This window comes from Riemerella anatipestifer (assembly GCF_035666175.1).
In the GTDB taxonomy this organism is placed as follows: Bacteria; Bacteroidota; Bacteroidia; order Flavobacteriales; family Weeksellaceae; genus Riemerella; species Riemerella anatipestifer_D.
Genome location: NZ_CP142016.1, coordinates 1,648,432 through 1,661,950 on the forward strand (window position 1 = coordinate 1,648,432; position 13,519 = coordinate 1,661,950).

The 13,519-nt window shown below is 35.0% G+C and carries 9 protein-coding genes and 1 pseudogene; 8 read left to right on the top strand and 2 right to left on the bottom strand.

What is annotated here, in order from left to right; genetic code table 11:
* Positions 1 to 8 precede the first annotated feature (8 nt).
* Positions 9 to 2,372, top strand: coding sequence for a penicillin-binding protein 1A (locus tag VIX88_RS08090; RefSeq protein WP_109475360.1), 2,364 nt, complete (start codon positions 9 to 11; stop codon positions 2,370 to 2,372).
* Positions 2,373 to 2,635: 263 nt separating this feature from the next.
* On the opposite strand, the pseudogene VIX88_RS08095 reads toward VIX88_RS08090, so the two are convergent.
* Positions 2,636 to 3,515 (bottom strand): annotated as a pseudogene (locus VIX88_RS08095) (IS982-like element ISRa1 family transposase).
* 55 nt (positions 3,516 to 3,570) lie between these two features.
* Here VIX88_RS08095 and VIX88_RS08100 point away from each other — a divergent pair.
* Both VIX88_RS08100 and VIX88_RS08105 read left to right on the top strand, forming a co-directional pair.
* A complete protein-coding gene (locus VIX88_RS08100; RefSeq protein WP_064971320.1) occupies positions 3,571 to 4,128 on the top strand; it encodes an ATP-binding cassette domain-containing protein in 558 nt (185 codons plus the stop codon).
* A 648-nt stretch (positions 4,129 to 4,776) separates the two neighbouring features.
* Entirely contained in the window at positions 4,777 to 5,556 is a 780-nt protein-coding gene (locus tag VIX88_RS08105) for a GLPGLI family protein (protein ID WP_154212681.1), read from the top strand.
* A gap of 171 nt (positions 5,557 to 5,727) precedes the next feature.
* Here VIX88_RS08105 and VIX88_RS08110 read toward each other — a convergent pair whose 3' ends face one another.
* The gene (locus VIX88_RS08110; RefSeq protein WP_064970142.1) at positions 5,728 to 6,264 is read right to left on the bottom strand and encodes an SPOR domain-containing protein; all 537 of its coding nucleotides are present in this window, start codon (positions 6,262 to 6,264) and stop codon (positions 5,728 to 5,730) included.
* Between the two features lie 214 nt (positions 6,265 to 6,478).
* Here VIX88_RS08110 and VIX88_RS08115 point away from each other — a divergent pair, with 214 nt between their 5' ends.
* From VIX88_RS08115 to VIX88_RS08135, 5 genes are read left to right on the top strand one after another with little or no spacing between them, the layout of a single operon-like run.
* Positions 6,479 to 7,828, top strand: coding sequence for a c-type cytochrome (locus VIX88_RS08115; RefSeq protein WP_064970141.1), 1,350 nt, complete (start codon positions 6,479 to 6,481; stop codon positions 7,826 to 7,828).
* A gap of 24 nt (positions 7,829 to 7,852) precedes the next feature.
* Positions 7,853 to 10,903, top strand: coding sequence for a TAT-variant-translocated molybdopterin oxidoreductase (locus VIX88_RS08120; protein ID WP_109475363.1), 3,051 nt, complete (start codon positions 7,853 to 7,855; stop codon positions 10,901 to 10,903).
* Positions 10,904 to 10,920: 17 nt separating this feature from the next.
* Positions 10,921 to 12,318 carry an NrfD/PsrC family molybdoenzyme membrane anchor subunit gene (gene nrfD, locus VIX88_RS08125; protein WP_064970139.1) on the top strand — a complete coding sequence of 466 codons (1,398 nt, stop codon included), beginning with the start codon at positions 10,921 to 10,923 and terminating at the stop codon, positions 12,316 to 12,318.
* Positions 12,305 to 12,826, top strand: coding sequence for a DUF3341 domain-containing protein (locus tag VIX88_RS08130; protein ID WP_310503707.1), 522 nt, complete (start codon positions 12,305 to 12,307; stop codon positions 12,824 to 12,826). Before nrfD ends, VIX88_RS08130 begins: the two co-directional genes overlap by 14 nt.
* Entirely contained in the window at positions 12,819 to 13,505 is a 687-nt protein-coding gene (locus VIX88_RS08135; RefSeq protein WP_064970138.1) for a c-type cytochrome, read from the top strand. Before VIX88_RS08130 ends, VIX88_RS08135 begins: the two co-directional genes overlap by 8 nt.
* Positions 13,506 to 13,519 lie beyond the last annotated feature (14 nt).

Sequence of the window (13,519 nt, forward strand, 5' to 3'; positions counted from 1 at the left end):
TAATTAAGATGACTTCTGATAAAAATCAAAAACAAACCTTTCCTCTTCCTCCCAAAAAGAAGAAGAATAACGGATATAGAAAATGGATTAAGTTAATATGGCTAGGTTTAGTGGGCTTTGTAGTAGGTGTAGCAGCTTTGTTTTTTGCAACCTCTCAAGGTCTTTTAGGAGAAATGCCAGATGTACAAGATTTGGAGAATCCTGATATTTATGTAGCTTCGGAGATTATCTCTTCAGATGGGGTAACTTTAGGTAAATTTGAAATGGAGAAAACAGATCCTATTACCTATAAGGATATGCCTCCTCATTTAATTTATGCTTTACAAGCTAAAGAAGATGAGAGATTTAAGGAGCATTCAGGGATAGATTTAAAGTCTATACTGAGGGCTATTCGTTTTGGAGGTGATAGAGGTGGAGGTTCTACCATTACCCAGCAGTTAGCGAAACTTTTATTTACTAAAAAAGCGTCCACTAATAAATTTAGAAGGGTTACCCAAAAACTTAAAGAATGGGTAGTGGCGGTAAGTCTTGAGAAGCGTTATACCAAAGAGGAAATCATTACGATGTACTTCAATAAGTTTGATTTTACATACAACGCTCATGGTATAGAGATGGCGTCAAAGATTTACTTTAATAAGAAAACTAAAGATTTAACACTTCCTGAAGCTGCTATGTTTGTAGCGATGTTGGAGGCACCTGTGGCCAATAATCCGCTTCGTAATGAGGAACGAGCTAAGAAGAGGAGAGATGTGGTACTTAAGCAAATGTTAGAAACAGGCTACATAGACCAAGCAACTTACGAAAAAGCAGTTGCACAACCATTAGTGGTTAATTACACTCCAATTAAAAACATTACAGAAGGAAATTCTGCTTATTACAAATATTATCTTAGAAAAGAAATTGCTCAGTATCTAAAAGATTATGAGAAGAAAACAGGCAAGTCGGTTAATTTGTTTAGAGATGGGCTCAAGATTTATGTAACATTAGATTCTAGAATGCAGAAGTATGCAGAGGAAGCTATTAAGGAACATTTAACTCAACTACAGAAATCTTTTGATGCAGAGCAGAGAAGAAATCCTAGTCGACCGTTCTATAAGGTAAGTAAAGACCGTCAAAATAGAATTATGATGAGGGCGGTTAAGCGTACAGGGCGTTATCAGCAGCTTTTAGCATCAGGTATGCCAGAAGACTCTATTATTATGGAGTTTCATAAACCTACTAAACTAACGAGATTTACATGGGATGGAGAGGAAGAAGTTGAAATGTCTCCTTGGGATTCTATCCGCTATCATAAGCAAATTGCACAGGCTGGGTTAATGTCTATGGATCCATCTACTGGAGATATTAAGGCGTGGGTAGGAGGTATAGATTGGCAACATTTTCAGTATGACCATGTAAGACAAGGTAAAAGACAGGTGGGGTCAACATTTAAACCATTTGTTTATGCAGCTGCTATTATGAATTTGGGAATGACGCCTTGTACACCTATTTCTAATGCAACATATACCAAGGGAAGCTGGAGAGTTTTAGGCTCTGGAGGTTCGCTTACACTTAGAGATGCTTTAGCTCATTCTAAAAACCCTGTAGCTGCAAGGCTTATAGAATCTGTGGGAGTAGATAATGTGATTCAGTTAGCTAGAGATTTAGGAGTTGAAAGTGATATTCCTAGAAACAATACAATTGCACTAGGTTCTTCCGAAATTACAATATACGAAATGCTAGGAGCTTATAGTACTTTTGCCAACTTTGGTAACTATGTGAAACCTGAGATGATATGGCGTATAGAAGATGCCAATGGTAGGGTAATAACAGAAGTAAAATCTGAGTTAAAAGAAATAATGAATGAGAAGTATGCTTATTCTATGATTGATTTGATGAAAGGTGTGGCTGCCTATGGTACAGCATCTGGAGAGCTAAGAAGAAAAGGCATTAGTGCAGGTGTTGAAATCGCAGCCAAAACAGGTACAACTAACGATAACTCAGATGGTTGGTTTATAGGTATGGTGCCGAAATTAGCCACAGGCGTTTGGGTTGGTTGGGAAGATAGAGATACTCACTTCTGGAGTACAGGTGAAGGGCAAGGTGCTAAGATGGCATTACCTATATGGGCTCTATTTATGAAGAAAGTATGGGCGAATAAGAGTCTGAATATATCTCCAGAGGAAAAATTTGTAAAACCTTCGGATTGGACGAATGGTTGTGATGATCTTAGAGGTATGGGAGGCTATGGCGACGAAGGAGGGCTACAAACTTTAGATGAGTTAAGAAACCCTAAACCAGTAGAGGCTAAGCCTAAAGGCTCTTCTACAGGGCGGGAAGAAAATATAAATGAGAAATTAAACTCTTCAGAGGAAATAGATTTTAATCAATAAGGAAAAGTAAATGTATAATAAAAATCGCTCTTAGAAATTTCTAAGAGCGATTTTGCTTGATACTACCCAGTAAAAATAAAGCGAGAGATAGTATTTATAATTCCAAATTGAATTATATTCAAAGCGAGTATTAGGTTTTACAGTGTCCTTTTTATTTTATAAGTTATATTTCTAAAAGAATCTATTAGCTTGGCGTTAATTTGTAGAATGGTCTGAATTTAGGCTTTTGGATTATTTTAGTTTTATAAAACTCGTTGTGCATTTTAAATAATACTGATTTTTAGATGATTTAATTTTCTTTGGAAGATAAATTTATTGATATATTGAATAACCGTTGCGGCGGTTATTTTACTGATTATCCTTGTTTTAAAGCCTTCAAAAGTTTTAGCATAGTTTCTTTTAATCATAAATTGGTCGCAAAGTTGAGAGAAAAATGTCTCAATTCGTTTTCGCTTTTTCTTGTACAATGAAAATTGAGGAATATAATCTTTCTGATTACTTCTCATTGGTGTATCTAATTTAATATTAGCATAGTTAAATAAATCTATTTGAACTTTTGCTGATAAATAGCCTCTATCTCCAATTAAAGTACAGTTTCGCATTTGCTCACCAATATCTTTTAAATAGTGGATGTCGTGAACGGATGCAGGGCTTATATCAAAATTCTTAATCAACACCATTTAAAGAACATACTGCGTGTAGTTTATAGCCATAGAAATATAATTTCTGTGAAGCACAATAACCATATGTTGGTGAAGAATAGGATTGCTCTTTACAAATTTTTGAACGAGTAGAACGAGCGTTTTCACAAACTTTCATTGGCATGCTATCAACGATAAAAATATCTTCAAACTCATTGAACTCCATCGAAATACGCTGTCTAATTTGCTCTGTTTGTAGGGATAGTCTTCGTTTTCGCTTATTGTAAACACTTCTTTCAATTTTGTTTATCAGAGAGTTTGGCAATTTTCTAAATAACTGTAATTCGCTATCAATACTCAAGTATTCAGCAGTAATATTAAGACTTATGACTTCTAAATCGCTCATTTTAGGTGTTCTTCTCTGATAACTAATCAGTTGATTTTCTGAAAAAAGTCCTAAAACTTCCAAAATTCTTTCATATATTTGCTCTAAGTTGTTCATTTATATCGTTTTATAGCAAAAACAATATACTGATTTTCAGTCTAATAAACAACTCTTGTTTTTTTCATTTCATAATGCACAACGGGTTATTCTTAATGTCAAAGAAAAAGAAAAGTTATCTATCAGTGGAAGAAATGGTTGTGGGAAATCTACATTACTCAATATCATTTGTGGTAAGCTAAAAGGAGATATTGAAATTAAGAACTCCCTTTCAATGGGGTATTATGGAGGGCATATTTCTCTAAACAAAGATTTGTCATTAGCTAATCATAAAGATTTATTTAAAGAAGAATTGTTGTTAGATGTTTTTCAGAATCTAGTATTTGGTTTGGAGTTTAAATCTTTTTACAACACTAAGATAAAAAATCTATCTCAAGGAAATGTCGTAAAGGCACATATGGTATTTATTCTTTCTCTAAATAGGGAAATATTTATTTTGGATGAGCCTACTGAAAACTTAGATAATGTTTCTGTAGATTATTTATCAAACTTCATTAGACAATCTAACAAAAGATATATTATTGTTTCTCACGACCGTCACTTTGTATCCAAAACTTGTGAAAATCATTATATGATTAATGAAAAAACACTGCAAAAATATGAAATCAATTAAACTATTCTTCGCATCCAGATATAATGTTATTTCCATTACTATAGTGTCTATATTGCAGTATTTACTCTATTATTTTTTCTTGGATATTAGCAGTAGCAATCATAAAAACAATATTTTTTTTCAATCTAATATAGTTTCTATCCTCAGCTTTTCATTCTATATGCTCGTTTTTTATAAATTATTTAGTGATGGCTATTACCGACTTATTGCTATTAATTTTTCGAAAAATAAGAGTATTGGTATTGTTTATACGGATATTTTAAGAATATTACTTATTGGTGTTTTTAGTTGGATGCTTGTTTATTGCATATCCATCCTTATTTATTACGGAAAGTCAAACTTTGATTTTGAATATATAAAAAAGTATTTTATTTACTTCGTGCTATTTCAGTTATTTCTCTCTCTCTTTGCTTATTATTTGATGTCTATAAAACCAAGTGTCTGGACTGTTTTCATTAGTATAGGGTATCTGTTTTTTGAAGATACTATTGTGATGATGAATAAAGATACAATCGGGAATTATCTACCAAAAGAAATCTTTGTAAGATTGTTTACAGAAAACTCTATACTAACTATTTCTGTTAGTTTGGTATATATATCTATACTGTTATTATTAATTTATAAAAAAAACTATAAAACGATTTAATTATGAAGAATTTAGTTATATTAGTTTTAGTGTTGACATTTGAGAATATATTTTCTCAATACAGATTTGTTTATCGTATAGATTTCAAGATTGACTCCCTGAATAAGGATTTCGTTCAATCAGAAAATTTTAATTTGGACATTACCAGTAATGGGTCTGTTTTTTACCCAGAAGTTTTTTCAGAGTGGGCTTCTATTTATCAAAATAATGGGTCTGTAAGCAAAAGTAAGCTCCCAGAAACTAAATTAGATTATATGATACAGAAGAATTATAAAGATGGAGAAACTTATTTCAGAGAAATGATTGGAGCAAACTTGTATGAAATGCGTGAACCACGAAAAATTACTTGGAAACATTCTAATGAAACACAGCAATATAATAATTATAAAGTGAAAAAAGCAACTACTACTTTTGCTGGAAGACAATGGGAAGCGTGGTTTTCAGATGAATTCCTTGTCAATGATGGACCGTATAAATTTAAGGGATTGCCAGGTTTGATTTTGAAGATAAAAGACACGCACTCAGACTACGAAATCTTTCTTGTAGAAGTAAAGAAAATAGACCATCCGTTTACCTTTGATTTTTTTAATCATATAAGAATTAAGACATTGAGTATAGACTACGACGCCTATCTCAAAAAGAATCAAAGTTTTAAAGAAAATCCAGCGTTGATGTTTATAGAAATGGGTATCCAGTTGCCGCCTGAAGAAATGAAAAAGTTTTCAGAAGCCCGTAAAAGTATAAATGCCAAACAAAATAATAAAATAGAATTAACCTATTAATTTCCCATACTGTTCTGAAAAGTGCTTGAAATTCAATCTTTGTTATTTTTGAAATTGGGAGGAAACTAAAAAACAAATACAAACTTTTTTGTATAAAAGATATGAGAAAAAACAAAAAACCTCGTTTCTAAATGTTCTCAGAAACGAGGTTTTTGTTTTTAGAGAAATGTCTTAGAGGGCATCTGTACAAAAAATCATATATTTTACGGGAATAGCAGATTTAAAATAACCTCTTATATTTCTTAAATCGCTTGCTGCTCCTTCCTTGGTGAAATAGCTACCCGCCAATACTTTGTAATTTGGTCTAAGAGAAGCATCTAGCTGTACTTTTATGTACGGAAATCTCCTTCTGAAATACTGAGCAACCTCGTCCGCTTCGGCTTTACTTTTTACAACTACAAGTTGTATTTTATATCCCAATATTCTAGGATTTTTTCTGCAAATTTCAGCATTAGACAAATTTTTGTTAGTATTTGTTGTGTTAGAGGATGCTATATAATCAGATTTTTCTGCTTTCTTCACCGTGCTTTCTTTTGTTGCACACCCTTTTTCTAAATTATCTAGCAGAGAACTAATGTTTTTATCAGTAGTGATACTAAGCTCTGTACCTTCTAATGTATCTTTTTTTATAACCGTATTTTGTGCATTACAAAAAGAAAAGGCAAGAAAGAATAAAGCATAAAAGCTTGAGTTTATTAATTTTTTCATTTGAAAGTGTTAAAAATATTCGGCAAAAATACTAAAAGTAAAAAATATACCAAGTGCCAAAATTTAAAAAGACGACCTGGTAGTTTAGAATAATTATAAATTAGTTAAATATGATAATTTACACCCATTCTAGTCTGTTAAATTTGTGTTAATGTCTTATTTTTGCCCAACTGAATATAAAATTCATTTTTATTAATAACCCAAGATTATATAAATGATTAGTTGGAGAAAGCATTACAAAAAGGGATTGATAGCTATAGGATTATTGCTATCAACTAGTGCTTCTGTGTACTCACAGGATGCTGCAAGTGGCGACCCAAAGAATGGGGAAACGCTTTTTAAAACCAATTGTGCTGCCTGTCATGCGTTAGATAAACAAATGGTAGGTCCTGCTCTGGGAGGTGTGGTTGATAGGCTGCAAACCGAGCAAGGGCTGGGGGCAGATTGGTTACATAAGTGGATAAAAGACAACAAGGCTCTCAGGGCGTCGGGAGACAAGTATGCTAATGAAGTTTTTGAAAAGTTCAACAAGACGGAAATGACTACGTTTCCAGGGCTTTCGGAAAAAGATATTGATGATATCTTAGCGTATACCACAAACCCTCCTGTTGTTGACCCACCTGCTGCTGATGCGGCAGCAGAAGCTAATAATTTAGATACTATAAAGAAGGCACAACAGGAGCGTACTAACTCTACAATAGTTTTGGTATCATTACTATTTATTGCGGCATTGTTAGTATGGTTGTTATTAAGACTTAGACAGTTGGTTAAACTTAGCCAAAGTGATGAGTTGTCAGAGCTTAATGCGACTAGAACGCAATCTTTTGGTGAGCTTTACCAGAAGTATCATTATGTAGGTAAGGGTGTTTTAGCGGTACTGGCTATATTGGCGGTTTATGGTGTTTGGAACTGGCTGATGTGGGTAGGTGTTTATAAGGGGTATAAACCTGAGCAGCCTATCTATTTCTCTCACAAAATTCACGCAGGCGAAAATAAGATAGACTGTCAGTTGTGTCACTCAAGTGCTAAGTATGGTAAGGTTTCAGAAATTCCTTCACTTAATGTTTGTATGAACTGTCATAAAAATATTTCAGAATATAAAGGTAACTATATTGAACCTGGTAAATCTAAAGAATTCTATACTGCTGAAATTAAAAAGATTTACGCTGCGGTTGGTTGGGATGAAACTACTCAGTCTTATACAGGTAAAACTCAACCTGTGGAATGGGTGAGAATCCACAATATGCCTGATTTTGTTTACTTTAATCACGCACAGCACGTAGTAGCTGGAGAGGCAGCTATTAAAAAGGCTAAAAATGTAGATGTGGTTTGTAAGGCTTGTCACGGTGCTATAGATACTATGAATGTAGCTAAAATGGCAAATGATTTCACTATGGGATGGTGTATCGACTGTCATAGAAGTACAGAAGTAGATATGAATAACGATTACAACAAAGAGTATTTCAAAAACTTACATGATAAGTTGAAAAAACAGTACGGCGAAGGCACTAAAATTACAGTAGATGCTATCGGTGGACTAGAGTGTGGTAAATGTCATTATTAATAACAGAAAACTAGAAGTATCAAAATGGCTTCAAATAAAATACAATTCAGAAGTATTCACGAATTAAAAGACCCAACGCTTAATAATAAGTTGGCTCAGAAGGAATTTCAGAACGAAATTCCCGTAGATGAGTTCTTGGGCAATGATGATAAGATGAATAATTCCGGAACGAGTAGAAGAGACTTTCTTAAGCTATTAGGATTCTCTACTGCTGCGGTTACTTTAGCTGCGTGTGAGTCTCCGGTAATTAAAACAATTCCTTATGTTGTAAAACCTCATAATATTATTCCAGGGGTGCCTAACTACTTTGCGTCTTCATTCTTTGATGGGTATGATTTTGCGAGTGTTTTGGTGAAAACAAGAGAAGGAAGACCTATCAAAATAGAACCGAATCCAGTAGCAGGTTCTTTGGGTAAAACTAACGCTAGAGTTCAGGCAGGATTATTATCACTATATGATAATGATAAATTAAAACAGCCGAAACTAGACGGTAAAGATGAAACTTTTGATAAAGTAGATGATTTTGTTATCAAAGGATTGGAGGAAGCTAAGGCTTCAAACAAGAAAATTGTTTTATTATCTCACTCTTTTGCAAGTCCTACTTTTAAGAAGTTATTTGGAGATTTCAAAGCAAAATATCCTAACGCAGAGTTAGTAACATACGATGCTATACCTTACGCATCGGCTTTAGATGCAGCAGAGGAAGTTTTCGGACAAAGAGCGTTACCTGTTTATGATTTGTCTCAGACTGAATTGGTAGTATCTTTTCAAGCAGACTTCTTAGGTGATTATAATGCGGGGTCTTTAGAAACTTCTTATGCGGCTGCTAGAAAACCAGGTGCCAATATGCTTCGTCATATTCAAGTGGAGTCAAACATGTCTCTTACTGGAGCGAATGCAGATACTAGGTTGAGAATGAAGCCTAGTGAGGTGTATAAGACATTGGTAGAGGTTTACAATGGGCTTAATGGTTCTACTTCTAACCAAGTAGCTGCTAAGATTGTTGCAGAACTTAAGGCAAAAGGAAGCAAAGCTGTTGTATTTGCAGATGGTTCTAAAGCTGCTTATGTTTTAGCTCATTTAATTAATCAGAAATTAGCTTCTGTAGCGTTTACAGGAAAGGCTAATTATCTAAAAGAATATAACGCTCAGAGATTTAACGAGTTTATAACTTGGCTTAACTCTGGTCAGGTAGGAGTACTTATTTCTAATAATGTTAACCCTATCTATTCTCACAAAACAGGTGCTAAGCTTAAGGAAGCTATTAAGAAAGTACCTTATCATGTAGCTGTAACACAGAAGAAAGATGAGATGTATCAAGTAGCTAAAGCAGCTATTCCTGTTGCTAATTGGCTAGAGTCTTGGGGAGATATAATGCCTGAGACAGGAGCATACTCTTTAATGCAGCCTACAATTCAGAAAATTTATAAATCAAGACAGATAGAAGAGTCTTTATTAGTTTGGACTAATGGTAAAAATCATCCGGCTAATAACTACTATGCTTATCTTAAAGCTAGTGCTTCAACTATTTTAGGAGAGACTTCATTCAATAAAGGTTTATATAATGCATTTAATAGTGTTGCTGCAGGTAGTACTTTATCGTATGCAGGAGGTAATGCAGGTGGAGCAGTAGCAGAATTATCACAATTCAAATCAAGTGATTTAGAATTGGTGCTTTATACAAAAACTTCTATGGGAGACGGTACTCAAGCCAATAACCCTTGGCTACAAGAGTTACCAGACCCTATTTCTAGATTATCGTGGGATAACTATTTAACAGTATCTCCTAAAGATGCGGAAAGATTAGGGTTAGAAAACGAGCTTAACGGAAGAATGCAGTTAGATGGTTCTAAAGTTAATGTTACCGTTAATGGAGTTACGATAGAAAATGTACCTGTATTCATTCAACCAGGACAGGCTGATGGCTCTGTAGGGTTGGCTTTAGGATACGGTAAAAAAGATTCAGGAAAGGTAGCTGAGACAGGTGTTAATGCTTATCCTTTATTTGATGGATATAACTTAGCAGTTTCTAATGTTAAAATAGAGAAAGTTTCTGGTGAGCATGAGTTTGCTGGAATGCAGCTTCAAAACACTCTAATGGGTCGTTATGAAATTGCTAGAGAAGTTTCTTTAGATACTTTCCTTAATGTTCCTTTTGATGATCACCTTAAAGGTTGGAATAAGCCTTTGGAATATCACACTATCAACGGTGCTTTACCAGCAGGTAAAATTACGCTTTGGGATGCTTATGATGATACAGATGGTCCACACTTCAATTTATCAGTAGACTTAAATGCTTGTACTGGTTGTGGAGCTTGTGTAATTGCATGTCAAGCAGAAAACAATACGCCAGTAGTAGGTAAGGAAGAGGTAAGGATGTCTAGAGACATGTACTGGTTGAGAATAGACCGTTACTACTCTGCAAAAGAGAAAATTGAGGTTAAAGAAGGTATAGACAGAGGTCTAGATGTTCCTAACCTTTATGATATTCTTATCCAGCCAAATGAAAGTCCAGATGTGATTTTCCAACCAGTGATGTGCCAGCATTGTAACCATGCACCTTGTGAAACGGTTTGTCCAGTAGCTGCGACTTCTCACGGTAAGCAAGGGCAAAACCAAATGGCTTACAACAGATGTATTGGTACTAGATATTGTGCAAACAACTGTCCGTACAAAGTAAGAAGATTCAACTGGTTTACTTACAACTTAAACGATAAGTTTGACTTCAATATGAATAATGACTTAGGAAGAATGGTACTTAATCCAGATGTTGTAGTAAGAACTAGAGGGGTTATGGAGAAGTGTTCTATGTGTATCCAAATGACACAAAGTACAATTCTAGAAGCTAAGAAAGATGGTAGAAAAGTACAAGATGGAGAGTTCCAGACAGCTTGTTCTAAGGCTTGTTCTACAGGAGCTATGACTTTCGGTGATATGAATGATAAGTCTTCTAAAGTAAGAGAGTTATTCAAAGATGAAAGAAGATACTTCTTACTAGAGGAGATAGGAACTAAACCGAATGTATTCTATCATACTAAAGTTAGAAATAGAAAAGAAGAAGAAAATAAAATTTAATTATAAATAGGTAAAAAATGTCAGGACATTACGAAGCTCCAATTAGGGAACCTTTAATTATAGGGCATAAGACTTATCACGATATTACAGAAGATATCGTAAAGCCTATAGAAGAAAGAGCAGGTAAGTTATGGTGGGCGTCTTTATACGCAGCCTTAGTGTTATTCATTTATGGGTTTGGCTGTATAGCTTATACCATTGGTACTGGTATCGGTGCTTGGGGACTCAACAGAACTATCAACTGGGGTTGGGATATTACCAACTTCGTATGGTGGGTAGGTATCGGGCACGCAGGTACACTTATATCAGCTGTACTCTTACTATTTAGACAAAGATGGAGAATGTCTGTGAACCGTTCCGCTGAAGCGATGACTATCTTCGCGGTAGTTCAGGCAGCTATTTTCCCAGTAATACATATGGGTAGAGTTTGGGTTGGTTATTGGGTATTCCCAATACCTAACCAGTTCGGTTCTCTTTGGACAAACTTTAACTCTCCTCTACTTTGGGACGTATTTGCTATCTCTACCTATTTCTCTGTATCAGTAGTATTCTGGTTTATGGGACTTATTCCTGACTTTGCAATGATTAGAGATAGAGCTAAAACACCATTTACTAAGAAAATATATACAATATTAGCTTTTGGTTGGGGTGGTAAAGCTAAGCACTGGCAAAGATTTGAAGAACTATCACTTGTGTTAGCAGGTTTGGCAACACCTTTGGTATTCTCGGTACACACTACGGTATCTTTTGACTTTGCTACTTCGGTAATTAAAGGTTGGCACTCTACTATTTATCCTCCTTACTTCGTAGCGGGAGCTATCTTCTCAGGGTTTGCAATGGTACAAACTCTATTATTAGTAGCTAGAAAAGTATGCCACTTAGAGGAATATATCACAATGTATCATATTGAGATAATGAACATCGTTATCATCGTAACAGGTGGTATGGTAACTGTGGCTTATGCAGCAGAGTATTTCATCGCTTGGTATTCTGGAAGTCGTTATGAAGACTTTGCATACTTAACACCAGGAGCAGCTACGGGACCTTATTGGTGGGCGTTCTGGGCACTAATTATATGTAACTTAGTGATTCCTGCATTATTCTGGTTCAAGAGAGTAAGAACTAATATTTTTGCAACATTCATTATTGCATTAGTAATTAACATAGGTATGTGGTTTGAGCGTTTTGATATCATTGTTATTAACCTTTCTAGAGACTATCTACCTGGTTCTTGGACAATGTTTAAGCCAACCATTATTGATGTGGGCGTTTACTTAGGAACTATCGGGTTCTTCTCTGTATTGTTCTTATTATACGCTAGAACATTCCCTGTAATTGCACAGGCTGAATTGAAGAGTATTTTGAAAATTTCAGGTGAAACTTATAAAGCAAAAGAAGGAGATGAGCACCACTAAAAGAATATATGGACTTTACGGCGATGATAATGATTTAATGCACGGCGTAAAGGCTTTCAGAGAAAGAGGTATTGAAATAGAGGAGGTTTATACCCCTTTTCCAGTACACGGTTTAGATAAGGCACTAGGTTTAAAGAAAACTAGAATTTCAGATGCCGCATTCATCTACGCAGTTTATGGTGTAATGATAGGAGCTCTTACAACATGGTATACTATGAACCATGATTGGCCTCAAAACATAGGTGGTAAGCCAGCTTTTGACTGGGCTCATAACATGCCAGCTTTTGTGGTACCAATGTTTGAGTTAATGGTATTTTGTTCGGCTCACTTGATGTCTCTTACTTTCTTATTTAGAAATAAGATGTATCCAGGAGCTAAGCCACAAAACCCAGATCCAAGAACTACAGATGATAAGTTTATGATGGAGTTTGTGTCTTCTGATGTAGAGACTATTAAACAACTTCTTATAGACACAGGAGTAGAAGAAATAACTGTAAAAGATGCTTAAAATGAAGAAAAATATTTTTAAATTATCAGGTATCTTTGGTGTGTTAGCAATAGTTTTGAATTCTTGCGGACCTAAAGAAAATCCACCATTGGTGTATTTCCCAGATATGTATTTTCCAGTGGCCTATGATCCGCTAATGAAAGCAGCAGATCCTTATTCTAAGCATGAGAATGAAATTCCTGCTTTTGTTAAGAATAATGGTGCTACGGCTTTAACAACAGTAGAGGGAACTGTATCTCAGAATCCAGAAGGTTTAGCAGAAAGTACTCCTGGTGCTACAATGACAGCAGATGAGTATAATGCAGGGTATGATGCATCAAAAGCAATAGTGGAGTCTCCACTAAATCCAGCAAATAAAGCTAAAGATTTAGCAAGAGGAAAGCATTTATATGAAATAACTTGTGCTGCTTGTCATGGTACAGCTGGAGATGGACAAGGACCAATAGTTCAGTCTGGAGCTTACTTGGGAGTGCCTAAGTATGCGGATAGACAAATTACAGTAGGATCTGTTCACTATGTATTAACTTATGGTAGAAATGCTATGGGATCTTATGCAGGGCAGCTAAAGCCAGGTGATAGATGGAGAGTTTCTATGTATGTAATGGATGCATTTAAAGGAGCAGCATTGCCTGCACCTGCAACAGCATCTGCAGATCAAACAAAAAACAATACTAAATAATAAAACTAAAGAAA

Excerpts from the sequence above, each read along its gene's own strand:
- VIX88_RS08090 (WP_109475360.1), top strand. The coding sequence starts at position 9 with ATGACTTCTGATAAAAATCAAAAACAAACCTTTCCTCTTCCTCCCAAA.
- VIX88_RS08105 (WP_154212681.1), top strand. The coding sequence starts at position 4,777 with ATGAAGAATTTAGTTATATTAGTTTTAGTGTTGACATTTGAGAATATA.
- VIX88_RS08110 (WP_064970142.1), bottom strand. The coding sequence starts at position 6,264 with ATGAAAAAATTAATAAACTCAAGCTTTTATGCTTTATTCTTTCTTGCC.
- VIX88_RS08115 (WP_064970141.1), top strand. The coding sequence starts at position 6,479 with ATGATTAGTTGGAGAAAGCATTACAAAAAGGGATTGATAGCTATAGGA.
- VIX88_RS08120 (WP_109475363.1), top strand. The coding sequence starts at position 7,853 with ATGGCTTCAAATAAAATACAATTCAGAAGTATTCACGAATTAAAAGAC.
- nrfD (WP_064970139.1), top strand. The coding sequence starts at position 10,921 with ATGTCAGGACATTACGAAGCTCCAATTAGGGAACCTTTAATTATAGGG.
- VIX88_RS08130 (WP_310503707.1), top strand. The coding sequence starts at position 12,305 with ATGAGCACCACTAAAAGAATATATGGACTTTACGGCGATGATAATGAT.
- VIX88_RS08135 (WP_064970138.1), top strand. The coding sequence starts at position 12,819 with ATGCTTAAAATGAAGAAAAATATTTTTAAATTATCAGGTATCTTTGGT.